The organism is Polaribacter ponticola (assembly GCF_026191475.2).
GTDB classification, from domain to species: Bacteria; Bacteroidota; Bacteroidia; order Flavobacteriales; family Flavobacteriaceae; genus Polaribacter; species Polaribacter ponticola.
Genome location: NZ_JAOSLC020000003.1, coordinates 1,100,781 through 1,126,872, shown reverse-complemented (window position 1 = coordinate 1,126,872; position 26,092 = coordinate 1,100,781). Strand labels below are relative to the sequence as shown.

21 protein-coding genes and 2 pseudogenes are annotated in these 26,092 nt (G+C 29.2%); 11 read left to right on the top strand and 12 right to left on the bottom strand.

From position 1 onward, the window contains the following. Positions 1-3: 3 nt before the first annotated feature. Positions 4-1,502: pseudogene (locus N5A56_RS10200) on the bottom strand (TrkH family potassium uptake protein). A 2-nt stretch (positions 1,503-1,504) separates the two neighbouring features. Further along, positions 1,505-2,851, bottom strand: a complete 1,347-nt coding sequence (gene trkA / locus N5A56_RS10195; protein WP_265725363.1) for a Trk system potassium transporter TrkA — start codon at positions 2,849-2,851, stop codon at positions 1,505-1,507. A gap of 110 nt (positions 2,852-2,961) precedes the next feature. Between trkA and radC the strand changes: the two genes are divergently transcribed. From radC to N5A56_RS10180, 3 genes are all read left to right on the top strand, one after another. Then, positions 2,962-3,648, top strand: a complete 687-nt coding sequence (radC, locus tag N5A56_RS10190; protein ID WP_265725362.1) for a RadC family protein — start codon at positions 2,962-2,964, stop codon at positions 3,646-3,648. Positions 3,649-3,721: 73 nt separating this feature from the next. Further along, positions 3,722-5,026, top strand: coding sequence for a polysaccharide deacetylase family protein (locus tag N5A56_RS10185; protein ID WP_265725361.1), 1,305 nt, complete (start codon positions 3,722-3,724; stop codon positions 5,024-5,026). Then, positions 5,027-5,935 carry a hypothetical protein gene (locus N5A56_RS10180; RefSeq protein ID WP_265725360.1) on the top strand — a complete coding sequence of 303 codons (909 nt, stop codon included), beginning with the start codon at positions 5,027-5,029 and terminating at the stop codon, positions 5,933-5,935. Here the strand turns inward: N5A56_RS10180 and N5A56_RS10175 are convergent. Together N5A56_RS10175 and N5A56_RS10170 are read right to left on the bottom strand one after the other, a co-directional pair. Next, a complete protein-coding gene (locus N5A56_RS10175; RefSeq protein ID WP_265726128.1) occupies positions 5,915-7,159 on the bottom strand; it encodes an oligosaccharide flippase family protein in 1,245 nt (414 codons plus the stop codon). The genes N5A56_RS10180 and N5A56_RS10175 overlap by 21 nt on opposite strands. A 23-nt stretch (positions 7,160-7,182) precedes the next feature. Next, positions 7,183-8,313 (bottom strand): glycosyltransferase family 4 protein, encoded by a 1,131-nt coding sequence (locus tag N5A56_RS10170; RefSeq protein WP_265725359.1) that lies wholly within the window; start codon positions 8,311-8,313, stop codon positions 7,183-7,185. Between the two features lie 73 nt (positions 8,314-8,386). Here N5A56_RS10170 and N5A56_RS10165 point away from each other — a divergent pair, with 73 nt between their 5' ends. From N5A56_RS10165 to N5A56_RS10150, 4 genes are all read left to right on the top strand, one after another. Then, positions 8,387-9,070 carry a YjjG family noncanonical pyrimidine nucleotidase gene (locus tag N5A56_RS10165; RefSeq protein WP_265725358.1) on the top strand — a complete coding sequence of 228 codons (684 nt, stop codon included), beginning with the start codon at positions 8,387-8,389 and terminating at the stop codon, positions 9,068-9,070. Positions 9,071-9,095: 25 nt separating this feature from the next. Next, on the top strand, positions 9,096-9,644 hold the full coding sequence (locus N5A56_RS10160; RefSeq protein WP_265725357.1) for a hypothetical protein: 549 nt from the start codon (positions 9,096-9,098) through the stop codon (positions 9,642-9,644). Between the two features lie 30 nt (positions 9,645-9,674). Next, positions 9,675-11,012: a DUF5723 family protein gene (locus N5A56_RS10155; protein ID WP_265725356.1), complete on the top strand. Its 1,338-nt coding sequence runs from the start codon at positions 9,675-9,677 to the stop codon at positions 11,010-11,012. A 204-nt stretch (positions 11,013-11,216) separates the two neighbouring features. Beyond that, complete coding sequence (locus tag N5A56_RS10150; protein ID WP_265725355.1) at positions 11,217-11,783, top strand: hypothetical protein; 567 nt, start codon at positions 11,217-11,219, stop codon at positions 11,781-11,783. Here N5A56_RS10150 and N5A56_RS10145 read toward each other — a convergent pair. Then, positions 11,780-13,051 carry a replication-associated recombination protein A gene (locus N5A56_RS10145; RefSeq protein ID WP_265725354.1) on the bottom strand — a complete coding sequence of 424 codons (1,272 nt, stop codon included), beginning with the start codon at positions 13,049-13,051 and terminating at the stop codon, positions 11,780-11,782. The genes N5A56_RS10150 and N5A56_RS10145 overlap by 4 nt on opposite strands. A gap of 129 nt (positions 13,052-13,180) precedes the next feature. Between N5A56_RS10145 and N5A56_RS10140 the strand changes: the two genes are divergently transcribed. Further along, positions 13,181-13,807: a rhomboid family intramembrane serine protease gene (locus N5A56_RS10140; protein WP_265725353.1), complete on the top strand. Its 627-nt coding sequence runs from the start codon at positions 13,181-13,183 to the stop codon at positions 13,805-13,807. Positions 13,808-13,811: 4 nt separating this feature from the next. Here N5A56_RS10140 and rlmB read toward each other — a convergent pair whose 3' ends face one another. The 7 genes from rlmB to N5A56_RS10110 form a co-directional block, all read right to left on the bottom strand. Beyond that, positions 13,812-14,576: a 23S rRNA (guanosine(2251)-2'-O)-methyltransferase RlmB gene (rlmB, locus tag N5A56_RS10135; RefSeq protein WP_265726127.1), complete on the bottom strand. Its 765-nt coding sequence runs from the start codon at positions 14,574-14,576 to the stop codon at positions 13,812-13,814. Positions 14,577-14,661: 85 nt separating this feature from the next. Then, on the bottom strand, positions 14,662-15,516 hold the full coding sequence (locus N5A56_RS10130; RefSeq protein WP_265725352.1) for a hypothetical protein: 855 nt from the start codon (positions 15,514-15,516) through the stop codon (positions 14,662-14,664). Between the two features lie 33 nt (positions 15,517-15,549). After that, entirely contained in the window at positions 15,550-16,398 is an 849-nt protein-coding gene (locus N5A56_RS10125; protein ID WP_265725351.1) for a hypothetical protein, read from the bottom strand. Positions 16,399-16,416: 18 nt separating this feature from the next. Then, complete coding sequence (locus N5A56_RS10120; RefSeq protein WP_265725350.1) at positions 16,417-17,895, bottom strand: SusD/RagB family nutrient-binding outer membrane lipoprotein; 1,479 nt, start codon at positions 17,893-17,895, stop codon at positions 16,417-16,419. 19 nt (positions 17,896-17,914) lie between these two features. Further along, positions 17,915-21,019 carry a SusC/RagA family TonB-linked outer membrane protein gene (locus N5A56_RS10115; RefSeq protein WP_265725349.1) on the bottom strand — a complete coding sequence of 1,035 codons (3,105 nt, stop codon included), beginning with the start codon at positions 21,017-21,019 and terminating at the stop codon, positions 17,915-17,917. A 128-nt stretch (positions 21,020-21,147) separates the two neighbouring features. Continuing rightward, on the bottom strand, positions 21,148-21,534 hold the full coding sequence (locus tag N5A56_RS17720; RefSeq protein ID WP_420793205.1) for a ShlB/FhaC/HecB family hemolysin secretion/activation protein: 387 nt from the start codon (positions 21,532-21,534) through the stop codon (positions 21,148-21,150). Next, on the bottom strand, positions 21,507-22,412 hold the full coding sequence (locus N5A56_RS10110; protein WP_274270382.1) for a BamA/TamA family outer membrane protein: 906 nt from the start codon (positions 22,410-22,412) through the stop codon (positions 21,507-21,509). The genes N5A56_RS17720 and N5A56_RS10110 overlap by 28 nt, the downstream gene beginning before the upstream one ends. A gap of 569 nt (positions 22,413-22,981) precedes the next feature. Here N5A56_RS10110 and rpsL point away from each other — a divergent pair. From rpsL to fusA, 3 genes and pseudogenes are all read left to right on the top strand, one after another. Beyond that, a complete protein-coding gene (gene rpsL, locus N5A56_RS10105) occupies positions 22,982-23,356 on the top strand; it encodes a 30S ribosomal protein S12 (protein WP_018943587.1) in 375 nt (124 codons plus the stop codon). Positions 23,357-23,482: 126 nt separating this feature from the next. Continuing rightward, positions 23,483-23,962, top strand: a complete 480-nt coding sequence (rpsG, locus tag N5A56_RS10100; RefSeq protein ID WP_265725346.1) for a 30S ribosomal protein S7 — start codon at positions 23,483-23,485, stop codon at positions 23,960-23,962. 5 nt (positions 23,963-23,967) lie between these two features. Then, positions 23,968-26,086: pseudogene (gene fusA / locus N5A56_RS10095) on the top strand (elongation factor G). Positions 26,087-26,092: the final 6 nt, after the last annotated feature.

The following is a 26,092-nucleotide window of genomic DNA, read 5'->3' as shown; positions in this document are numbered from 1 at the left end:
TTTCTAGTTCTTACGCCAAAAAAATGGAGTAAATAAGATTAATACAGTAAATAATTCTAGTCTACCAATTAACATTAAAAAAGAGCAAAACCATTTTGCTGCGTTAGATAAATGTGCAAAATTATCAACAGGACTTACAGAGCCTAATGCAGGACCAATATTACCTAAAGAAGAAGCAGCGGCTCCTAAAGCAGATAAAAAATCTAGGCCTAAAAAAGTTAATATTACAGACGATGTTATAAAGATAAGCATGTAAATAATAAAGAAAGACAATATGTTAAAAACAATCGTTTGACTTACTGATTTACCATCATATCTTACTGGGATAATTGCATTTGGGTGTAATGCTTTTTTAAACTCTAAAAAACTATTTTTTAACATTACAATATGCCTTACAACTTTAATTCCTCCACTAGTTGAACCCGCAGAACCTCCTGTAAAGAATAGCGCGAAGAAAATACCAGTTGCAAAGAAACTCCACATTGTAAAATCTGCGGTAACAAAACCTGTAGTAGTAACAACAGAAGTTACCATAAATAATGCATGTCTTATTGCGCTTTCTACATTGCCAAATACTTTTGGGTGTGCTATCGTAGTGTGCAAATTAGGATCTTGAAAAAAGATGATCAAAATAGCAATTATAACAGAAACACCTAAAATTCCAAATAAATAGTATTTAAATTCTTCACTCTGAAAAACCTTTTGAACCTTACCTTTAAGTGCAAAGTAGTTCAGTACAAAATTGGTACCAGCAACTAACATAAAAAAGATGATAATATATTGTACGAAAGGCATATTATTATAGAAAGCTACACTACTATTTTTAGTTGAAAACCCTCCAGTACTTACAGTTGCCATTGCATGATTTATTGCGTCGAACCAAGTCATGCCCGCTACCCTAAGTAAAAAGAATTGAGCAAAAGTTAATAAAACATAAATTAAATATAAGCGTTTTGCTGTATCAGTAATTCTGGGATGTAATTTATCTGCAGATGGTCCTGGTGCTTCAGCCATAAAAAGTTGCATACCTCCAATTCCTAAAAGAGGTAATATGGCAATTGTTAAAACGATAATTCCCATTCCTCCAATCCAATGTGTAGCACTTCTCCAGAAAAGGATTCCTTTTGGCATAGATTCTATATCTATAAGTATTGAAGAACCTGTTGTGGAGTACCCGGAAATTGTTTCAAAAAAAGCGTTAGAAATATTAGGGATTGCTCCAGATAATAAATAAGGTAACATACCTGTAATAGATAATGTTAACCACCCTAAAGTAACAATTAAATATCCTTCTTTTTTTGAATATTAGTACTTTTAGGTTTATTAAAAAAATAAAGTAGAAGCCCAATAAAAACAGTAATTATTCCTGCGTTTAGAATTCCCCAAGCTTCATTTTCATCATTAAAGTAACTAAAAGGAAATGCGATAAACATAAACAGACCGTTAAGAACTGCAGTAATGCCTAAAAAGCGATAAATTATTTTAAAATTTAAAGACCCCATTATTATTTAAATAAACGCTCTACAGTTGATATAGCTTCGGGTAAACAGAAAACAATTACTTTATCGCCATTTTGAATTTGCATATCTCCAAAAGACATTAATGCTTTTCCATCTCTAATAATTCCTCCAAATACTGCTTCTCGAGGAAAGCGTAAATCTCTAATTGGTTTTTCTGTAACTTTAGCATTGGCTTTTACCTCAAATTCAAAAACTTCTGCATCTATATTATGCAGATTGGCTAACTCTAAAATTTCACCTTTTCTAATATGCTTAAATATATTACTGGCAGCAATCAATTTTTTATTTATCAGAGATTGTATTCCTATGGTTTGTGAAATATCTATGTAATCCATGTTTTCAACCAAAGCAATTGTTTTTTTTACTCCTTTAGATTTAGCAACCAAACAAGACATAATATTGGTTTCAGAGTTTCCGGTAACCGCAATAAATGCATCTGTTTCTCTAATATTTTCTTCTTCTAATAACTCTAAATCTCTACCATCACCATTTATTACTAAGGTATTGCTTAATTCTTCAGCAAGAAGTTCTGCTTTTTCTCTGTTTTTTTCAATCAATTTTACTTTAAAATTGTCTTTACAAAGATTTCTAGCCGTTTTTTCTCCAATACTACTTCCGCCTAAAATTGTTACGTTTTTAATAGTAGCCTGTTTACTTCCAATAATTGGGTGCAAATCTTTCATGCTATAATTTGGTACAGAAAAATACACTTGATCATCGACTTTATAAGTTGTATCTCCTCTAGGAATTATAGTTTGCGCAACATTTTCTCTTTTAATTGCAATGGTTATAAAATCTACACTAGGAAACTTTTGTTTCGCTTCCTTAACCGTTAAATCTACCAAAGGAGATTTATAGGTTAATGCTGTACCCATTACATTAAAAAGACCATTTTCAAATTCTACAGTATCATTAAAAGAAGATTGATTTAATAACATCTTAATCTCATTAGCAGCAAGCTCTTGAGGAGAAATCATAAAATCTAAACCAAATTTTTGAAAATCTACTTCACAATTGTGTAGAAACTCAGGGTTGTCTATTCTAGCAATTGTCTTTTTTACGCCTAAAGATTTACCAATTACAGAAATAGTAAAATTAGTATTTTGGCTATCTGTAACAGCAATTAATAAATCGGCAGAGTCAATACCTATCTCTTTTAAAAGCTTAATAGAGGTAGCATCACCTTTTTTGGTAATAACGTCTAAATGATTGTTTAAGTAGTTTAATTTTTCTCCATCAAAGTCTATGATGTAAGTGTCTTGAGATTCGTAAGAAAGTAGCTTTGCTAAATGGAAACCAACATCTCCAGCACCAGCTATTATAATTTTCATATTTAAAATATAGAAATAGACAACAAATATACAAAAGTCTGTAATGACTTCTTTTAAAAGATTTTTCTTTTTTAAATTATCATTTTACTACATTTATAAAAATATGAACTATGGAAAAACTCACAATAAAATCTTGGGCTTTAGATGATAGACCTCGGGAAAAACTTTTATCAAAAGGAAAAAATGTGTTGTCTGATGCAGAATTAATAGCTATTTTAATTGGTTCTGGTAATAGAGAAGAAAGTGCAGTAGCATTGTCTAAAAGAATTTTACAATCCGTAAATGGAAATATTAATGCTTTAGCAAAAATATCTGTTGAGAAATTGATGAGATTTAAAGGAATTGGAGAGGCTAAAGCTATTGCAATTATAACTGCTTTAGAATTAGGGAAAAGGAGGCAATTAGAAGTAGCTTTAGAAAAACTTAAAATTACGAGTAGTAAAGATGGCTTTAGTATTATGCAGCCACTAATTGGAGATTTAGAACACGAAGAATTTTGGGTACTTTTTTTGAACAACTCCAATAAAGTATTGTCAAAAAATCAAATAAGTAAAGGAGGTTTAACAGCCACAATTGTAGATATTCGCTTATTGTTTAAACAAGCATTAGAGTTAGCTTCTGTTGCTATGATTGTTTGTCATAATCATCCTTCTGGTAAATTGCAACCTAGTAATGCCGATAAACAACTAACTCAAAAAATAAAACAAGCAGGTGTAACTTTAGATATAAAACTATTAGATCATTTAATAATTACCGAAAAAGCGTATTTTAGCTTTGCGGATGAAGGATTAATATAGTTTGCAGTTTTTAGAAACAGTTTACGATAGGTAACTAACTGAATACTGCTACTGAAAACTGCAAACTGAAACCATGATATTAGTTTTTACACATAAAATAACACCTAGAGTACGTTATATTTTTAAACATATTCTTACAAGAACACTTTTAATACCTGTAGATTTTACAACAAAGATAGAAGAATTTGTAGCCTACAATGGCCCAAAATTATCGTATACAAAAACACCATTAGGAAATGAATTTTTTATAAAAAGTAATAATTTGTTATTTGAACAAGGTGTAAACGATCTGGATTTTACTATTCAAAAATGGAATAATGTACCTTGTTTTTTTAATACAAACTTAAAATCTACAATTCCGTTTGATATTTTTGCTTCTAGTTTTTATCTAATTTCTAGATATGAAGAGTATTTACCACATGTAAAAGATATTTTTGGTCGTTATACAGCAGAACAAAGTTTAGCTTTTAAACATAAATTTTTAGAAAAACCTGTAGTAGATATTTGGGCGTATAAATTTTTAGAAATTCTACAAGAAAAATTTCCAGATTACGAATACCAAAAAAGAGATTACGAATATATTTCTACTATAGATATAGATAATGCTTTTGCTTATAAATACAAAAGTTTAGTAAGAAGTGTTGGAGGTTTTTTTAACGATTTATTTAAATTTAAGTTGGTGGAAACATGGAATCGTTTTGCAGTAGTTTGCAATATTAAAAGCGATCCGTTCGATACTTTTGATAAGATTTTAAGGTTAAAAAAAGAATATAATGTTAAAACAATTTTTTTCTTTTTAATTGGTGATTATACCACTTTTGATACGAATGTTTCTGCATCAAAAGGAAAGTTTAAATTACTGATAAAAGAAATGGTAGATTATGCAAAAGTAGGCTTACATCCATCTTATTTTACAATGCAAGATGCAGCGCTTTTAAAGAAGGAGAAAGAACGTTTAGAGAATATTACAAATATGCCAGTAAAAAGATCGAGACAACATTATCTGCGTTTTTCTTTGCCAGAAACGTATCAAAATTTAATAGATTTAGAAGTAGAAGAAGATTACTCTATGGGATATGCAAGTAACGTTGGATTTAGAGCAGGTACTTGTACGCCTTTTTATTTCTACGATTTAGATTTTGAAATTCAAACACCATTAAAAGTATTTCCTTTTGCACTTATGGATACTACTTTAAACGATTATATGAAGCTAACTCCAAAACAGTCTTTAGGTAGAATTAGAGATCTTAAAAACGAAGTAAAAGCGGTAAACGGAACTTTTATCACTCTTTTTCATAATGAAAATTTAAGTAACTATTTACGTTGGAAAGGTTGGAAACGATTATATGAATCTATGTTGAAAATAGCGACTTCTTAAATGATAAAATATATAAAAAGACAAGATTTAGATATCGTTAAATATGATAATTGTATTAAGAAATCTATACAATCTAGAGTATATGCTTTTTCTTGGTATTTAGATATTGTTGCAGATAATTGGGATGTTTTGGTTCTTGGTGATTATAATGCTGTAATGCCAATCTCTTGGCGTAAAAAATATGGTTTTAAATATGTATATCCTCCCTTTTGGTTGTTAGAACTAGGAATTTTTTCATTATCTAAAAATGTAGATGCAAACAATTTTGTCAAACTTCTTTTTAGTAAGTTTAAATCTGTTGAATTAAGATTGAATACTCAAAACACTTTTGAAATAATAGACTCTTATTTTATAGAAAAAAAGATGCAATTTATCTCTTTGAAGAAAGATTATGATACCGTTTTTAGCCTTTACAGAAAAGATAGAAGAAAGGATTTGCAAAAAGCAAAAAAAGCTGATTTAATTGAGAAGTGGAACGATAAGCCAGAGAAATTAATTCAATTATTTAAAGATAATGTTGGTAAAAGAACTCCAAATATTGTAGAGAAAGATTATAAAGTTTTAGAAAAGATTATAAAACTTAGTATTAAAAATAGAGTAGGTGAGTTACTTTCTATTTATAATAAAGCAGATGAATTAGTTGCTGCTGGTTTTTTTCTAAAGCATAATGATACTATTACTATTTTAGTGTCTTCTACAAATTTTAAAAACAGAAAAAACGGTGCCAATACTTTTTTGATTGATAGAGCAATTTATCGTTTTCACAAAAATTATGATTTTTTTAATTTTGGAGGTTCATCAATGAAAACAATAGCTAATTATTTTTTAAGTTTTGGAGCCAGTAATGAAGTTTATCAACAAGTCATGTTTCGCAATTTACCTTGGTTTTTAAAACTGTTTAAGAAGTAGTTTTTTGTAATTTAAAACAAAAATAATAGCAGATAAAATACCTGTAAACCACATTAAAATTGCCGATGTAATTGCAGCTCCTTTTATACCGTGTTTAGGAATTAAATAATAATTACTAATTATATTTAGAATAAGAGCAAAACTTGCTATGTAATAATTTACGTGTGCTTTACCTATTGAAGATAGTAGATTTCCAAACAATCCTCTAAAAATATAAATTCCCGTAATACCTAACATCAATATTAGAAAAGTATCAACAAATTGTGTAAAATTAGGATCTAAAAGAGTTAGGATCTGAGTAGAGAAAAGCCAACAAAAAACGACAAAAAAGATACTTGCAAAAAAGAAAAATAACATATAACTTTTTATATAGTTAGTAATGTATTCTTTATTAAAAATATTTTCTGTAAATACAACAAAGTCAGTTGCCATAAAAACTCTAGGTAAAAATAAAAGGCTAAACGGAATTAAAGAAATATACCTATAATTTGTAATCATTTCTGTGTCTTCTAGTAAGTAGCCAATTAATAAAATATCAATAACAAAAAGTAGTTGTGTAACCACATTAGATAAACTTGCGAAAAAACCATATTTCCAAAAACTAAAGTCTGTTATTGTAAGCTTTAATTTAGATTTAAAATCGATATTTAATTTTCTTAAAAAAAGTAATGATGTTATAAGTGGTGTTATTAATAAGGCAATTGCATATCCTATTTCCTTAAAAAAATAACTTAAACTAAAGATACTAACTAATAAAATTACACTATGCACAAACTCTGTAAAAGCAAAAGTTTTATTGTTATGTTTAAGCCTAAATTGTGCTCTTATTATTTCGAATAAAAAAGAAGGAAAAATGATAAAAGAGAGTATAATTATATAGGTAAACGTATTGTCGAACTTAAAATTTATAAAATAACTAACGCTAATAATTAAAGAGATTAAAATAAAAGAAGCAAGCATTCCTTTTTTATATACATAAAGAAAAAGGCTGTTTTTTTCTACTTCCGTTTTAATTAACGCTCCATACCTTATTAAACTTTGGTGTAGACCTAAGCCACTAATAGGTATTAAAAAGATAATGATATTATAAGCAAAAAGTACAACTCCTAATTCTTCATTAGAAACTAGTTTTAAGGCAATCCAAGAAGCTACAAAAGATAGAATTCTAGCAATTATAGTAGCTAGAAAAACATAACTCCCAGATCTGTTTAAAAAATTAGTTATAAATTGTTTTATTGTTTTCAGGGTTATCTATTTAAAGTTTTTTGATACAATGTAGTAAATTGATTAGCAATACTAGTTTCTGAGAACTCTTCTTCTACATAGTTATGCATTTTATTTTTATCGGCTTTAAAACCATTGAACATTTGTATTATTTTATTAAATAAATCAGTTTCATCGTTAACGTCAATTAAATATCCGAAATCTTGTGGAAAAAACTCATTTATTCCGCCAACATCTGTAGAAATAACTGGTACTCCACAAGAAAAAGCTTCTAATATTACACAAGGTAAGTTTTCATAATTGCTAAACAAAACAAAAAGATTACTGTTTTGTAATTCTTTTGCAATTTCATTATGAGGAATTTGGTTTATAAACGAAGTCTTTTTTAAATTAATGTTTAATTTTCTTGCGAAACTTAAATACTTATCAGATTGATTACCAATAATTTTAAAATTTATTTCATTAACCTGTTTCTCAATTTTAGCAAAAACTCTAAGAACACCTTCTATGTTTTTGTGTTCGTTTATCATATTAGAAATATGAGTAATTGTATATGTAAAATTAGTTTTCTTTATTGGATAAAATAAGTTTGTGTCTACAACATTTGGCACTCTTTTAAAGTTTCCTTTAAACCCTAATTTTGTCATAGATTTTTTTAAATCATTAGTAACAGGGCAAACAAAACTTGCATTTTTAGTAATTATTTTAATAATTTTTTTTTGTAAGAAAGAAATGTTTTTCGAGTTAGGATAGTGATAACCAGTCCAATGCTCAGAAATAATGTAAGGTTTTTTATGAAACCATTTAGAATATAAACTTAAAACGCCAAAAGGAAATGTTTCGTTGAGATGAATTAAATCAAAAAAATCAATTTTGTCTAATAGAGATTTATATGCTTTAAAAAATAAAAAACCTTTTTTAAGTGGATTTTTAGTTTGCTTTAAATAAGCAATATGAGTTTCAACTCCATTAATAATACTTGAATCAATTTCAATAGTCTTTTTCGTGTTCTTATCAGATATAATATGAAAAATAGTAACTTTATGTTTTAAAGAAACAGCTTGTGCATGCCTTTGTATAAAATCACCATTGGTAGGAGATACTCTAGAAGGAAACCATCCACACAAAAAAAGTATATGAAGTCTTTTATTCAAAAAAATATTTTATTCAAACAAATATAATAACTTAAAGACAGTTTTGTATTGTATTAATTTTTACTTTTAGGCAATGGGAATAAAACACGTATTTTTTGATTTAGATCACACTTTATGGGATTTTGAAAGAAACTCTGACTTAACTTTTCAAAAAATATTTAAAAAGCAAAAAATAGAACTTAACTTAAATATTTTTTTAGAAGTTTATAAACCAATAAATTTTCAGTATTGGAGACTATATAGAGAAGAAAAAGTAACCAAAAGTGAGTTAAGGTATCAAAGACTTAAAAAAACTTTTGATGCTGTTAATTATACAATATCAGATGTTTTAATTGATGAAATAGCTAATCAATACATAGAATTTTTACCACATTTTAATTATTTATTTGAAGGTACTTTCGAAATTCTAGACTATTTAAAAGATAAGTATGTGCTTCATATTATAACAAATGGGTTTGAAGAAGTTCAAACAAAAAAAATGGAATCTTCAAAAATCTTACACTATTTTGATGCCATTATAACATCTGAATCTGTTGGAGTTAAAAAACCGAATCCAAAAGTTTTTCATCATGCTTTAAAAGTAGCTGGCGCAAAACAAGAAAATTCTATAATGATTGGCGATAGTATTGAAGCAGATGTTTTAGGAGCTATTAATATAGGATTAGAGGCTATTCATTGTAACTTTGATCATAAAAAAAATATTGATTATAACTTTAAAAGTATTACTTCACTTTTAGAATTAAAGCAATATCTTTAGCATTATTTTCGTTATAAATACACTTATGAAATCCCTACAAAAAACAATTTATTTTACCCTTTTGTTATTTTTATCTTCCTGTTCAGATAATCTTAATTTTGATCAATTAGATGATGTTGTAATAACACCCGTTTATACATCTTCTTTAGCTTATTTCACAATCTTACCTATTCAGTTTTTTGATGAAACAGGCACAATTCAACAATCAGAAATTTCTGATGTATCAGGTTTTCGAGTTTTTGAAAACGATTATTTAAAGAATAATTTGATAAAATTAGATTTTAATGTTGAAATAAAAAATGAATTTGATAGAGATTTTACTATTAATGTTGAGTTTTTAGATGATAATAATAATGTAACATATAAGTTTTCTCCTTTAAATATTGAGTCTTCTAATTTAAATTACTTGTATATAGAGGAAATAGATGTATTGGCAAATCAAAATATAAAAAATACGACTCATGTTAAAATCAATGCAAGATTAGAAAACTCTACAAGTCCTTTAAATTCTAACGGAACAAGTGAATTTGAGTTTAAATCTGCAGTAACTTTATATATAGAAAAAGGTATTTAAAAATGAGGAAGATTTTTTTTTATTAGCCTTTTGTGGTTTTCAAACTTATATACTCAAAATAAACAAGTATTATTTGGTTTTGCAGAGTTACCTCAAACTTTATTATTAAACCCTGCATCAGAAATTAATCATAAGTTCCATGTTGGTGTGCCTTTATTGTCTGGTTTTTCTACAGAACTTGGGTCAAAAGGTTTTACAATTTCAGATCTTTTTTTAGCTGATGGTAGATCTATTAATGATAAAATATCAGAAGTATTAAGTACTCTAAATAATAGAGATTATGTGAAATTTAATACTCAAATTGAAGTTTTAAACTTGGGGTATAGAATAAATGATAAAACATATATTAGTGGTGGTTTTTATGAGGAATTTGATGCTATTGGGTATTTTCCAAAAGATTTTATTACTCTACTGCACGAAGGAAACCAAGCTTATTTAAATAAAAGTTTTGATGCCTCTCAATTGCTTTATAAATTAGATTTACTTGGTGTAATTCACGCTGGAATAACAAGAAAAATAAACGAAAAATTAACTCTTGGAGCTAGATTTAAAATTTACTCTTCTTCAATAAATATGGAATCTTCAAATAATTCAGGTACAGTAACTTCTATTCAAGGTTCTAACAATATTTATAGACATTATTTAGACAATGTGAACATTAATTTAAGAACTTCAGGTATAGTAGAAAACAATGAGTATATAGATACTCCAAAAACTTTTTTAAATAATACACTTTTAGGAGGAAGTTTAGGAATGGGATTGGATATTGGTGTTACTTACCATATAACACCGCAATTAGAGTTTTCTGGGAGTATTTTAGATTTTGGTTTTATAAATCATAAAAAAAACATTAAAAATACGGTAGCAAACGGTAATTTTGTTTTTGATGGTGTTGGTTTCGATTATGACGGGTCTTCTAGAAATTATTGGGCTGAAATTGATGCATTATTTAAAGAGCAATTACCAACAGAAGAAAATTCAAATTCTTATACAACTTGGAGACCTGTAAAAGTAAATGCTGCTTTAAAATATAGTTTCGGAGAAAGAAGGAGTAAAGTCTGTTACGATAATAATCATAAAGATTATTATACAGATGCTTTAGGTGTTCAACTTTTTAATATTCTTAGACCTTTAAGTCCGCAATTAGCACTTACAGCTTTTTATCAGAAAGCAATTACTAGTAAAATTCATACTAAATTCACTTATACTATAGATGATTTATCTAATTATAATATAGGAGCAGGAATTTCTGCTCAATTTAGTAAGGTAAATATTTATGGCATGATTGATAATATTTTTGAGTATAATAACTTATCCAAAGCAAATAATTTATCTTTACAACTCGGTATAAATGTAATTTTTAATTAAGATGATAAAAAACATAACTCTCACTTTCTTTCTTTTAACAAGTATTACTCTATTTAGTCAAGCAGAAAAACTTAATAATTACAAATATGTAATAGTACCTGCTAAATTTGATTTTGTAAAAATTACAGATGGTTATAGTACGAGTTCTTTAACTAAGTTTTTATTAGAAAAAAAGGATTTACAGTTTTTTTAAGCAATGAAAAGTTGCCTTTAGAATTAAATACAAATAGATGCTTAGGAGTACAAGCTACGGTTATAGATAATTCAGGAATGTTTAAAACTAAAAGTCTGATAGAATTTAAAGATTGTAATTCTAAAGTTGTTTATACAACAGGAGTTGGGATTAGTAAAGAAAAAGATTACAAAAAATCTTATCATCAAGCAATTAGAAGTGCTTTTAAATCGATGTCTAAATTTAAATATGTATATTCTATTGTTGATGATAACTCTAATTTAGTTAAGGAAACTATAAATGCTACTCCTAAAGTTAACGTTGTAACTAAAGCTAATCTAATAAATAAAACGTCTTTAAAAACAGAACTGATTGAGGAAAAAACAAAAGAGATACTATATGCTCAACCGAAAAACAATGGATTTCAATTAGTAAATATGAAACCAGAAGTTGTTTTTTTAATATTAAAAACTAATTTAAAAGATGTTTTTATTATTAAAGATAAAAATGGTGTTCTATATAAAAATGAGAATACTTGGTATTCTGAAATTTATGAAAATAATCAATTAATTAAAAAGGAATATTTAATTAAATTTTAATAATCATATTTACCTTTCCATTTGTCTTTTAAGGATTCTCTAAATTGATTTTCTCTTGTATTACTACCTGGTTCATACATAATTGTTCCTGAAATTTTTTCAGGTAAAAATTCTTGTTGAATAAAATTATTCGTATAATCATGAGAATATTTGTAATCTTTACCGTAATCTAAATCTTTCATTAATTTTGTTGGAGCATTTCTTAAATGAAGCGGAATAGATAAATCGCCAGTATTCTGTACTATATTTTGTGCTTTTCCTATTGCTAAATAAGATGCATTACTCTTAGGAGAATTTGCTAAATATACTGCACACTGACTTAATATAATTCTAGATTCTGGATATCCAATTACTGATACAGCTTGGAATGTATTATTTGCTAATATTAATGCTGTAGGATTTGCATTTCCAATATCTTCAGCAGCAGCAATAAGTAACCTTCTTGCAATAAACTTTACATCTTCTCCACCTTCAATCATTCTAGCTAACCAATATACAGCACCGTTTGGATCACTTCCTCTAATAGATTTTATAAAAGCAGAAACTATATCATAATGTTGTTCTCCAGTTTTATCATATCTAACAGCATTTTTCTGTATTTTTTCTAATACTAATGCGTTAGTAATAACAATTTCTTCTTCAGTAGAAACTAATAACTCAAAAATGTTTAATAATTTTCTCGCATCTCCACTTGATACTTGTAGTAACGCTTCAGTTTCTTTAAGAGTTATTTTTTTAGTTGATAAAAGTACATCTTTTTCCATTGCTCTATTTAAAAGAGCAATTAAATCATTTCTGTCAAATGAATTTAAAATGTATACTTGACTACGAGAAAGTAGGGCAGGTATCACCTCAAAACTAGGATTCTCTGTTGTAGCACCAATAAGTGTAACCCAACCTTTTTCAACTGCTCCTAACAATGAATCTTGTTGAGATTTACTAAATCTGTGAATTTCATCAATAAAAAGAATTGGATTTTTTGCAGTAAATAAACCACCACCTTTTTTTGCTTTTTCAATAACATCTCTTACATCTTTTACACCAGAACTAATAGCACTTAAAGTATAAAAAGGTCTCTTAGATTCTGTAGCAATAATATTTGCTAGTGTAGTTTTACCAATTCCTGGTGGTCCCCAAAGTATTAAAGAAGGTATAATTCCTTGTTTAATTAAATTAGTCAGTACACCATTTTTACCAACTAAATGTTGCTGACTAATATAATCGTCTAGTGTTTTGGGTCTAATTCTCTCTGCCAAAGGTTCATTCATTTTGTAAAAATAATAAAGTTTTATGACAGAAATTGTATAAATATTTTTTGGTTAGATTTTTGCTGTTTTTAAATTGATGAAAGAAGAAAATCAGTTAAAAATTTCAAAGTCTATTTTTTTATTCCTATTTTGTATGTATTTATAATTTGGTTTATTTATTGGATTGAAATTAAATTTGAGCTTAATTTTAACAAATTAGGTGTTTATCCAAGAACTTTAGAAGGTTTTAAGGGTGTTTTTTTAACACATTTTATTCATAGTAACACTAGTCATCTTTTTAATAATTCAATACCTTTATTCGTTCTTTTAAGCTGTCTTTTTTACTTCTATAAAAATGTTGCTTACAAAGTATTAACTTTAGGTGGTTTTTTTACAGGTTTTTTAACTTGGGTCATTGCAAGAGAATCTTTCCATATTGGTGCAAGCGGAATAGTATACTTGTTATTCAGTTTTATTTTCTTTAGTGGTATTATAAGAAAACACTATCGATTAGTTGCTTTATCACTTATAATAATTTTTTTATACGGTAGTATGATTTGGTACGTTTTTCCTATTAAAGAAGGAATGTCTTGGGAAGGACATTTATCTGGATTTCTTATAGGTTTACTATTGTCAATCCTATATAGAAAAAAAGGTATTGTTAAAAAAGAACATCAATTTATAGAGACTGAATTTGATTTGCTTTTTGATGAAAATGGAAATTTTGCTCCACCTATTTTAGAAGAGAAAATGGATAAGGAGCAAAATTTTGATTAAGCTATTAATTTTTAATTTCCGTTATTCTTTGTCTAACTGTTTCGTATAAAAAAGCTCCACATGCTACAGAAACATTTAGTGATGCTATTTCACCTAACAATGGTAATTTTGCTTTATAATCTACCATTTTAAGAACTGATGGATTAACACCTCTATGCTCAGAACCCATAACTATAGCAATTGGTTGATTAAAGTTAATATTAAAAATTGAATCTTCTGTTTTCTCTGTTGCAGCTACTGTTTTAATATCGGAACCTTGTAGAATAAATAAAGCATCTTTGATATGATCTACTTTACAAATAGGCATTTTAAATGCAGCTCCAGCCGATGTTTTTATAGTTTCAGCATTTACTGGGGCGCTTCCATTTTTTTGTATAATTATTCCATTTACACCTGTACATTCAGCAGTTCTTATAATAGCACCGAAATTACGAACATCAGATAATTGATCTAAAACTAAAAACAATGGAGTTTTTTTATCTTCTATTGTCTTTTCTATTAGTTCTTCTAAATCATAAAACTCTACAGGAGATATTTGTGCTACTGCTCCTTGGTGGTTACTATTTTTTGACAACCTGTCTAACTTTTCGACAGGAACCATACTTGTTGTAAGGTTTTTTATTTTAATTAATTTGTTAAGTTCATAAAACAATTCTCCTCTAAGTCCCTTTTGTAGGTAAACTTTATTTATTGTAGAACCACTTTCTATTGCTTCAATAATAGCTCTTATACCAAATATATTTGTTGTTTCTTTTACTTCTGTCATCATGTTGCAAATGTATGTTAAATTATGAGCATAAAAAAACCACCTCATAAGAGGTGGTTTAAATATTATAAAATAATATTGAATTATATTATAGTGGAGTAATAGTATACATATATCCATTTACAACATCAACTTGTGCTACTAAAAATGTTCCAGGAGAACTATCAGTAGTAAAGCCACCAATTACAAATGTACCACTTGTATCAAAGTGTTCTTGACTATAAGTAAATGTAATAGGTAATGGTTGGTTTGTTCCAAACTGTGCAATTGGGTTGTCATAAACATCAATAGCAATATAGTAAGTACCATCTGCTAAACCAGAAATTTCACCAGTTTCAGTACAAGAACCAGTAGCTCCTAAGTAACCTACAAAACCAAAACTACCATCAAATAGTAACACATCAAGATCAATATCACAGTAATCTACAGAAACTGCAGCACCTGTAACAGTATAATCATATGAACCTGCCCATGTTGCTGAAGTTTTTACAACATCATTTACGTAATCATCAACGATATTTGCTTTAAAAACAACATCTCCAGATAATTTAGCAGTTTTAAAAGTTGTAGCTGTAATAGTTACATTTTCATTACCTTCAATGTCACCAGTTTGTAAAATTGAAATATCACTTGTTCCAGATGTAGCACCTGCTCTAATGATAATGTTATGAGTTTCATAATCATTTTCATCAGCATTACCACCAACTTGTTCGAAGTTTACAACATAATCTAAAGTTTGTGCTTCAGATAAAGTAGCAGTAACAGTATAGTCTTGATGACCACCAGCAATAGCACTTTCACTAATTGTTACATTATTATCGCTTAAAGATAAATTAATAGTAACTGGGCTATAACTTTGTATTGCTACATCACCAGTTTCATCATCATCACATGATGTAAATGCTAAACTTATTAAGAATAGGTATAAAATATGTTTTTTCATTTTATTGTATTTTTTAATTAATTATTTAGCTTTTTATTGTGGAGTATAAGTTACAAAATACTCTCTACCATCAGTAGCTGGTGGTACAACGATTGTATAATGAAATGAAATTGCTCCAGTTGCAGGGTCTACAGAACTATCTCCAGCTACACCTTCAACAATATTAGAATATCTATCAACTAAGTTTTGGTAAGGTATACTTACTACATTACAAACATCGTTAAAAGTCATTCCTGGTGTACCACCTAATTGTGCAGCAGTCCAGTGTCCAACTCTACCAGAACGGTATTCACCATCTCCAGTTTCAGTTAATGTATCTGTAAAAGCATAATTAGAATCTATTCCAGCAGAAGCATTTATGTAACGAAGAGTTACATCATAATTTCCAGCTAAATTAGAAAAACATAAATAATTTAATGTTAAATCTAAAGACTTACCATTAGGTAAAATATTATCTACACCATCAGCAGAACTTACCATTAATTTTAAGACTGGGCTCTCAGCTAAAGGAGCTGCAATACCTTGTGTTAATAATGTAATAGGTAAATTTACTTTATAATCATTAGCAGCAGTTAATACTAAGCTAGTAGCACCTAATGTAAAGTTAGTTCCTTCAACAGCAGTTGAAGAAGGGTCTACAGAGATATTAATTGTAACATCACTAGTGTAAGCAGCAGCAGTAGGTCCTTTTACCTCTAAAGGTAATTCAAACATATACTCGTCTCCATTAGCAACACCAGCTATACTACTACTTGATTTTGTAAATCCAACAACGTTAGACGTTTCGTCAAAATCAGCAGTAAAATCTGAATCATCGACTAAACACGATGTAATACTTAATGAAAGAACAAAAAGTAAAAGATATTTTGATATTTTTTTCATGATATATTTATTTTAAAATTAATTAGCCCAAAATATTTTTGTCGTAAAAACATTTGGTTGAGCTGGAACGTTTGCAGAGTTTCCAGTAATTTCACTAGAAGGATACGCAAGTCTTACAGGTCTATCTGCAGTAGAAGCTTGTAAAGAAACAGGTAAACCTGTAGGGTATCCAGTTCTTGAATAATCAAACCAAGATTGACCAGCACTTACACCGTTTAAAGCGATATACTTTTGAGTCATAATTGCTTCAATTTTGTTTGGAGATGCATCCCAATTTGCTAATGGCTTAATTTGTGTTAAGTAATCACCCATACTAGCTCCTAAGTAATCGAAAGAAGCTTTTACTCCTTGCTCATAAGCAACTTTAGCAGAAATAGTATTAAGTAAACCTCTTTGTGCAGCTTCTGCTTGTAAAAACTTAGCTTCTGCTAAAGAAAAGATAATAACATCTTGTTCAGGACTTTTTAATAATCCAGGTCCAATATTAGATACATTATCTTCACCTAATGTTCCAACTGGTGCTGGATAAGGGCTTAATCCTTGCTCAACACCTAAATGAGTTCCACTTAAAGGGATTTCATAGATGTAATCAATTCTAGCATCATTTAAGTTCATTAAAGTATTTAATGCAAATGGTGTTGCACAAGTAGCTTTAAAGTTATTTAATAAAGTTCCTTCTACATTCGCTTTATAAGTTCCCCAGAAAGGACTTTGCTGAGAAGTTGAATTATTATATCCAATGTTAGAACCAGCATTTTCTGTAATATATCCAGAACCTTCACTTGCTATTTTAGCAAATTCTTGAGTAATATATGAAGCTCTACCAGCCATACTAGATTGTCTAACTAAAATTCTTAACTTAATAGTATTAGCGAACTTTTTCCATTCATTCATATTTCCTGCAAATACACCGTCATCAGACCCAGGAATTATAACATTAAAGTTTGATGCACCTTGATTTATTAATGCAATAGCATTATCTAATTGCACTATTAAGTCTTCATATACTGTTAAAGCATCATCATAAGCTGGTGTCGTATTGGCACCTCTTTGTAAAGCCTCAGTATAAGGGATATCACCATAAGTATCAACTAAAATTTGAAAGTGAAAAGTTTTCATAATTTTAGCAATTGCTTGATAATACTCATTATTCTCTGTTGTAACATCTAATGAATGATATTGTTTTAAAGCACTACCATAAGTTGTGTTCCAAATACCTCCATAAAAAGATGTAGTTACATTGTATTGAAATTCAGTAAGGTACCAAGAGTAACCATCACTTTGACTCCAGTTTCCTAACATTAAATTCCCTAAAGAATTTGTTGAAGTTCTATTGTTTAATATACCATTAGTATAATTTAATGCTACTGGTAACTTTAAATCCGGAGATACATCTACAGGATTGTTCGGATCTTCATTGACATTCAAAAAAGATTCACATGAAACTGCAAATACAGAAAGTATTGCAAGATTCAAAATTATTATTAATTTTCTCATTTTATAAAAGTCTTAATTATTAAAATTCTAAGTTAACGTTAAAACCAAAGGTTCTTGTTGGTGGAGATTGTAAGTATCCTCCTAAACCAATAGCGTTATTATTTGTGTTGTTAAATTCTGGATCAGAAAATCTATTTTCTTTAGGTAACCAAGTAAATAAATTTCTTCCTACTAATGTAAAACTCATTTTTGAAAAACCAGTATTTGTTAAGTACTTAGCAGGGAAAGTGTAACCAAAAGATAATTCTCTTAATTTTAAAGAAGTTGCATCTTTAACGTAGTTTTCTTTAATATCATTATATCTACCAGTCCAAAAATCTTGATTACCAGCAGTAACAGTAATATTATTATTTGCAACGTATACTGGTGCAGCATCTGTACCTGTATTTATTACAGAATTAGGAAATACAAAATCTTGACGATTTGCAGAAGCACTTTCTATAGACCTACCAGTAAACTCCATATTATCAGCTAATTGAGAGTAGTATACATGTCCTGTTCTATAATCCATAGTAGCTCCTAAAGTAAATCCTTTATAACTAAAAGAATTATTTAAACCTATAATGTAATCAGGAGTAGTTTTTCCTAAGTTCTTTAATCCTCCAATAATTGGGTTTCCATCAACAGCACTTACTACTACATTTCCATTAGGATCTCTTACATAAGAAGAAGCTTTAATTAATGGAAAGTCTTCACCAACAACAGCATAAATACCATAGTCACCCAGAGTACGAATACCTACTTCACTTACACCTTCACCAATGTTATTTACTTTTTGATTACTTGAAGTATAGTTAACATCCATATTCCATTCAAAACCACCACCAGTTCTAATTGGTGTACCACCTAATGTTAATTCAATACCATCTCCATCGATTTGTCCAATGTTTGTTAAAAAAGCAGTTGAACCAGCAGAGTTAGCTGTTGTAGCAGTAGTAATTAAATCTTTTGTAGTAGTTCTATAGTATGCAAAATCCATAGTAAAACGGTTGTTTAAAAATGCAGCATTTAAACCAAATTCAGAAGAAGACACTTCCTCTTTTTTAATTTCATCAGCAACAGCAGTTCCATTTACAAAGAATCCATTTTGATCTCCAAAAGGGAACCCAGAACTTTGACCATAAGTTTCATTAATAGCATATGCACCAATATCGTTATAAGTAACGGTATGACTTAACGTTAATTTTAAGTAGTTAATTATGTCCGATTCCTTAAGAGCTTCAATAGCATCAGTTGCAACGAATGAAAGACCTGCAGATGGATAAAAATAACTATTGTTATCTTGATCTAATGTTGATGTCCAGTCATTTCTACCACTTACGTTTAAGAAAAGGTAATTTTTATATCCTAAAGTTAAATCAGCAAATACACCAAAAGTTCTTTTTTGTGATTCATCTACAAAATCTCCAACTAATTGACCTGTACCATTTGATAAGTCATAAAAACCAGGTATACTTAAGTTGTTTGCTCTATAATTAGAGTCTCTGTATGAACTTGAAAAAGAAGTAAAACCTGCTAATGCTTTAAGATCAAAGTCTTTGTTTAATTCAAATTCAGAAGAAGCAATTAATTCAGAAGTGTATTGACTAGATTGAAATTCAGAATCTTGTACCCAAGAACTTACATCATCTGGTCTAGAAACATCTGCAATCATGTCTGAAGTATCATACTGTTGTGCAGCTCTCCATTCTTTACCAGTTCCACTAGATCTGTTAATACCAACTCTACCTGTAATGTTTAACCAATCAGCAACATCCCAAGAAGCAGTAATGTTACTTGTCAACCTATTTCTTCTATCAGTATCTCTGTTAGTGTCAATTGCCCAATAAGGGTTTTGGTAGTAACCATTATAAAATCCATTTGGAGAAGCATAAAAATCAGTTTTCCAGTTTTTGTAGCTTTTTAAGTTAATGTTGTTTGAAGTATTCAAAATAAACCAATAAAGGTTTCTGTTTTGAGATCCAATTTCATCTCCAACAATATCTTTATTATCTACGAAGAAACTTGTATTCATAGAAAGTTTAACATTACCAAAAGTTTGACTAGCATTTACTCTAAAAGTATTCTTTTTATAAGTATCTCCAGGAATAATTCCAGTTGTTCTTTGGTCTCCAATAGACATATAGTATCTACTGTTCTCATTACCACCTGTAAAATAAATAGTATTTTGGTAAGTAGCACCTTTGTCATAAAATTCTTCAACGTTATTTATAGAAGAAGCATATGGAGCTGTTTGATAAGATCCATCAGTATAAATTGGTCCAATTCTTCTAATTTTCCCATCAAATTTTGGCCCCCAGTTTGTGTTCTCAATTGCTTCATAAGCACCTTGCCATCCAGTTCCATATTCATCTTGAAATTCAGGAGTATAAGCAATTTCTTCAATTGTAGTAGTAGTATTAATACCTACTGTTAACTTTCCACTTCCATTACCTTGTTTAGTGTTTACAATAATTACACCATTTGCAGCTCTAGATCCATAAAGAGCTGATGCAGTTGCACCTTTTAAAGTGTTAATGCTTTCAATGTCATTTGGGTTTAATTGATCAAATGCACCTTGAGTAGAAACAGAACCATCTAAAACAATAAGAGCTGAGTTAGATTGAGTTAAAGATCTTAAACCTCTTAATAATATTTGAGAAGTTGGATCTACACCGTTATTTTGTACGTTAATTTGAAGACCTGCTACCTTACCTGCTAATGCACTAGCTGCAGAAGTTGGTTGAGATTTTAATAGTTCTTCAGAACTAACAGATTCAGTTTGGTATACTGTCTCTCTCTTAGCTCTTTTAATACCAAGTGCAGTAACAACTACTTCATCTAAAACATTGCTATCTACAGCCATTGTTACGTTTATAACACTTGATGATCTAACAGTTTTTTCTACTGCTTTATAACCAAGATAACTAAAAACAAGAACATCTCCTGTTTTTGCTTTAATAGAAAACTTCCCATCAAAATCAGTTTCCGTACCGTTTGAAGTACCTTTTATTAAAACACTAACTCCTGGTAAAGCTCCTGATTCCTCAGTCACAGTACCGGAAATAGTTTTTTCTTGTGCAAAAGAAATTTGCACGACCAACGCTAGTAATAGCGTTAAAATTCCATTAAACTTTGTTTTCATTGTATAATTATTTGAATTAATTAATGCCAAAAATCTTAAATAAATCTTAAATCACCAACTTTTTAACATAAAAAAACATAAAAAAGTTAACAACTTGTTAACGTAAATTGAATAAAACCATCTTTTTCTTAAAAAAAACTTTTCCAGGTTATAATTAATTTTGAGTCATTATAATTAAATTTGTTATTTTTTTCTTTCCCTAAAACATAGCCTATGTTTATAAGTGATTCTTTAATTTTAAATAAATAACCAAGTCCAAGCCCTATCAATAAATTGTTTTTTGATCTATTTTTAATTTTAGCTACATCTGTTATAGAATATAGATATGACTCTTTTGAAGTTAAATATCTGTATTCTATATTAAAATATGTGTAGTTGTTTGTAAATATACTTCTTTCATTAAATCCTCGAATTGTATTATTGCCACCTATTCTAAATAACTCGTTATTTAAGAAGTCATCTGAGTTTAAGTATCCAGTATTGTTTTTTAAAAAGAGATTATTCCTTTTATTAATTGTGAATAAATATGAAATCGTAGTTTCAATTTTAAATTGATTTGTTTTTTTTCCTTTGTTTTTCTGTTTCCAAAAGTTGGATTGATAATTATGTTTATTTTTTTATTATTAAAAAAATCCATTTTAAATTTTGTGTATTTCAATTCAAAACCTAAAAAAAAATTATTGAAATTGCTAATGTTATTAATGTTACTAAGTTTGCTAGATTCTTCAGAACTGTAATTGAATGCTATTTTTGTATTCGAGTTTAAATCGTAAGCGATTTTAGTATTTAATTTAGTGTTAATGAAAGTGGAATCTTGATTGAAAATTGAAAATGTAATTTCTGGGCTGAATTTTGAATTAAATATATAAGGCAATTCTGATGTAATTCTTAACTCTTGTTTTTCGTTAATAATACTATTCCAAAATAACTCTAACTTTTCACCTGCATTTAGAATATTATTTAATTTTAAATCTAGATTTCCATTCAGAGATATGTTTCCGTTTTCAAGAGAAGCAAAACTTATTGTGCCGTCAAAACTATTATTGGTATTTTTTTGAAGATATAAATATAAAAATGTTGAATCTTTAGTAAATAAGGTCTCGGGTGGTTTTATTTGCTCCACAAATCTTATTTTATGTATAAGGGAAGAGATGGTTTTTAATTTAGTTTTATTGAAAATACTATTATTATCTATTTTTAAATAATTTTCTAAAAACTTATCTGGGAATTTTTCATACCCTTTAACTTTTACTTTATTTATTATTCTTTTTTTAGATTGAAGTACTTCTAGTTTAGCAAATAATGTATCTGACTTTATTTTAGTGTCTTTTAATTTTATCTTAGAAAATGATTTTCCTTTATTTTCTAATCTATTGTTAATTTGGTAAAACAAAGTTGTAACCTCTTTAAAAGGTATCGTTAGTTTGTTTTTTTCTATAATATTTTTTTCTCAACTAATAATCTTGTTGCTTTATTAAGAGTTAATGTTACTTTATTAATTTTTTTGTTTAAAGTGATGTAGACCGTGTGTTCTGTTTTGTTTTTTGTTATGCTATCAATTAAGTTTGTGATGTATCCTTCCCTTTTAAGTTTTTGTATTACTTCTGTTATTTCTTTGTTTCGATGTTTTATGTTTTTATGTTTTTTTTGTAATCTAAATTTGTTAATATTTTGCGTTCTTCTTTATTCTTTGATGTTATTTCTAAAGTTAGATCTTGAGCGTTTAAGTCATTTAAAATGAATAAAAGTGGTATTGTTAAAAAAAATGTTATGAATTTTGGTTTCAATTTCCTTTATTTTAGTGTTTCAAAAGTAGCAGAAATTCAAGTGAAAAACAGCTTTTTAATCTGCTTTTAAAAAATAACTCTCTGATTTTTGAATAATTAGAAATAATTACTACATTTGCAAACTCTTAAAAAGAGAAAAGTTTTTATTATAAACGTAAAACAGTAATTATTTAGTATGCCTACTATTCAACAATTAGTTCGTAAAGGAAGAACCAAAATAACTAAGAAGAGTAAATCGGCTGCTTTGTCGTCTTGTCCTCAAAGACGTGGAGTTTGTACACGTGTTTATACTACAACGCCAAAAAAACCTAATTCTGCAATGAGAAAAGTTGCCAGAGTTAGATTAACAAATGGTAATGAGATAAATGCATACATCCCAGGAGAAGGACATAACTTACAGGAGCACTCGATAGTATTAGTTAGAGGTGGAAGGGTAAAAGATTTGCCAGGAGTAAAGTATCACGTAGTACGTGGGGCTTTAGATACAGCGGGAGTTGAGGGAAGAACTCAGCGTAGATCAAAGTATGGAGCAAAACGCCCAAAGAAGTAAAAAGTTATAAGTTGATAAATTGAAAACTTAATAACTTGGTGTAGAATTGGAAGCGGTTTTACAAAAGTTTTTAGTTGGCAATTAATAGCTAGTAACAAATTAATTAACTTTTTTAATGTAAAAGACATGAGAAAAAGAGCAGCAAAAAAAAGAGTCTTATTGCCGGATCCAAAATTTAACGATCAGTTAGTAACACGTTTCGTTAATAACTTAATGTGGAGTGGTAAGAAGTCCGTAGCGTTTAAAGTGTTTTATGACGCTTTAGACCTAGTAGAAGAGAAAAAGGGTGAAGGTGAAGAAAAATCAGCTTTAGAAATTTGGAAAGATGGGTTATCTAATGTGATGCCTCACGTAGAAGTAAGATCTCGTCGTGTTGGAGGTGCAACTTTTCAAATACCAATGCAAATTAGACCAGACCGTAAAGTGTCTATGGCTATTAAATGGATGATCTTGTATACTCGTAAGAGAAATGAGAAAACAATGGCACAACGTTTAGCTGCTGAAATCTTAGCTGCGGCTAAAGAAGAAGGAGCTGCGGTTAAGAAACGTACAGATACTCACAAGATGGCAGAAGCAAATAAAGCATTCTCTCACTTTAGATTTTAATAGAAATGGCTAGAGATTTAAAATTTACAAGAAATATTGGTATTGCCGCACATATTGATGCCGGTAAAACTACAACTACAGAGCGTGTATTGTATTATACAGGTGTTTCGCATAAAATTGGTGAAGTGCATGATGGTGCAGCTACAATGGACTGGATGGAGCAAGAGCAGGAGAGAGGTATTACAATTACTTCTGCTGCTACAACTTGTACATGGGAATTTCCAATTGAAAATGGAAAACCAACACCTGATACAAAAGGATACCATTTTAATATTATTGACACACCGGGTCACGTTGATTTTACTGTTGAAGTAAATCGTTCATTACGTGTATTGGATGGGTTAGTGTTTTTATTTAGTGCAGTTGATGGTGTTGAGCCACAGTCTGAAACTAACTGGAGACTTGCAGACAACTATAAAGTACCAAGAATTGGTTTCGTTAATAAGATGGACCGCCAAGGGTCTGACTTTTTAGGTGTTTGCCAGCAGGTAAAAGATATGTTAAAGTCAAATGCGGTGCCAATCGTTTTAAATATTGGTGACGAGGATGAGTTTAAGGGGATTATAGATTTAGTAAAAAATCGTGCTATTGTTTGGCATGACGAGACTCAAGGGGCAACTTTCGATATTATTGAAATACCTGAAGAGTTAAAAGAAGAAGCTCGTAAATATCGTGCACTTTTAATTGAAGAAGTAGCAAGTTATGATGAGAATCTTTTAGAAAAATTTATGGAAGATGAAGATTCTATTACAGAAGAAGAAGTGCATGCTGCACTTAGAGCTGCTGTAATGGATATGGCAATCATTCCTATGATTTGTGGTTCTGCATTTAAGAATAAAGGGGTACAGTTCTTATTAGATGCTGTATGTCGTTATTTGCCATCTCCTACTGATAAAGATGGAATCGTTGGTGTAAATCCAGATACAGAAAAAGAAGAATTACGTAAGCCTAGTGTTGATGAACCTTTCGCTGCATTGGCATTTAAAATTGCTACAGATCCTTTCGTTGGTCGTTTGGCATTTTTTAGAGCTTATTCAGGTCGTTTAGATGCTGGTTCTTATGTTTTAAATAACCGTTCAGGTAAAAAAGAACGTATTTCTCGTATTTATCAAATGCACGCTAACAAGCAAAACGCAATTGATTTTATTGAAGCTGGAGATATTGGAGCTGCTGTTGGATTTAAATCTATTAAAACAGGAGATACACTTTCTTCTCAAGAGCATCCAATTGTATTGGAGTTCTATGGATTTTCCAGACCCAGTAATTGGTATCGCAGTTGAACCTAAAACTAAAGCTGATGTTGATAGATTAGGTATCGGTTTAGGTAAATTAGCAGAAGAAGATCCAACTTTTACTGTACGTTCAGACGAAGCTTCAGGTCAGACTATTATTTCTGGAATGGGAGAATTACACCTAGATGTAATTGTAGATCGTTTAAAACGTGAATTTAAAGTAGAAGTTAATCAAGGTCAACCACAAGTTGAATACAAAGAAGCTATTACAGCTGCGGCAAATCATAGAGAGGTTTATAAAAAGCAATCTGGTGGTCGTGGTAAGTTTGCTGATATTGTATTTACAATGGAGCCTGCTGATGAAGGTGTTCAAGGTCTAGTTTTTGAATCTGTAATTAAAGGAGGTAATGTTCCTAAAGAGTTTGTACCTTCTATTGAGAAAGGATTTAAAGAAGCTATGAAAAATGGTCCTTTAGCAGGATATGAAATGGATTCTATGAAAGTTACTTTAAAAGATGGTTCTTTCCATGCTGTGGATTCTGATCAATTATCTTTTGAATTAGCTGCAAAATTAGGTTATAAAGCTGCTGCTAAAGCTGCTAAAGCTAAAATTATGGAGCCTTTAATGAAGTTAGAAGTTTTAACTCCTGAAGAAAATATGGGTGATATTGTTGGAGATTTAAATAGAAGAAGAGGTCAGGTTAATGATATGAGTGATCGTAATGGAGCAAAAGTTGTAAAAGCACTTGTGCCTTTATCAGAAATGTTTGGTTATGTAACAGCATTAAGAACGATGTCTTCAGGTAGAGCTACTTCTACTATGGAATTTTCACATTATGCAGAGACACCTTCAAATGTTTCTGAAGATGTAATTGCAAAAGCAAAAGGATAACCTACT

Excerpts from the sequence above, each read along its gene's own strand:
- N5A56_RS10145 (WP_265725354.1), bottom strand. The coding sequence starts at position 13,051 with ATGAATGAACCTTTGGCAGAGAGAATTAGACCCAAAACACTAGACGAT.
- trkA (WP_265725363.1), bottom strand. The coding sequence starts at position 2,851 with ATGAAAATTATAATAGCTGGTGCTGGAGATGTTGGTTTCCATTTAGCA.
- N5A56_RS10160 (WP_265725357.1), top strand. The coding sequence starts at position 9,096 with ATGAAATCCCTACAAAAAACAATTTATTTTACCCTTTTGTTATTTTTA.
- N5A56_RS10130 (WP_265725352.1), bottom strand. The coding sequence starts at position 15,516 with ATGAAAAAACATATTTTATACCTATTCTTAATAAGTTTAGCATTTACA.
- N5A56_RS10180 (WP_265725360.1), top strand. The coding sequence starts at position 5,027 with ATGATAAAATATATAAAAAGACAAGATTTAGATATCGTTAAATATGAT.
- radC (WP_265725362.1), top strand. The coding sequence starts at position 2,962 with ATGGAAAAACTCACAATAAAATCTTGGGCTTTAGATGATAGACCTCGG.
- rlmB (WP_265726127.1), bottom strand. The coding sequence starts at position 14,576 with ATGATGACAGAAGTAAAAGAAACAACAAATATATTTGGTATAAGAGCT.
- rpsL (WP_018943587.1), top strand. The coding sequence starts at position 22,982 with ATGCCTACTATTCAACAATTAGTTCGTAAAGGAAGAACCAAAATAACT.
- N5A56_RS10120 (WP_265725350.1), bottom strand. The coding sequence starts at position 17,895 with ATGAGAAAATTAATAATAATTTTGAATCTTGCAATACTTTCTGTATTT.
- N5A56_RS10125 (WP_265725351.1), bottom strand. The coding sequence starts at position 16,398 with ATGAAAAAAATATCAAAATATCTTTTACTTTTTGTTCTTTCATTAAGT.
- N5A56_RS10115 (WP_265725349.1), bottom strand. The coding sequence starts at position 21,019 with ATGAAAACAAAGTTTAATGGAATTTTAACGCTATTACTAGCGTTGGTC.
- rpsG (WP_265725346.1), top strand. The coding sequence starts at position 23,483 with ATGAGAAAAAGAGCAGCAAAAAAAAGAGTCTTATTGCCGGATCCAAAA.
- N5A56_RS10165 (WP_265725358.1), top strand. The coding sequence starts at position 8,387 with ATGGGAATAAAACACGTATTTTTTGATTTAGATCACACTTTATGGGAT.
- N5A56_RS10185 (WP_265725361.1), top strand. The coding sequence starts at position 3,722 with ATGATATTAGTTTTTACACATAAAATAACACCTAGAGTACGTTATATT.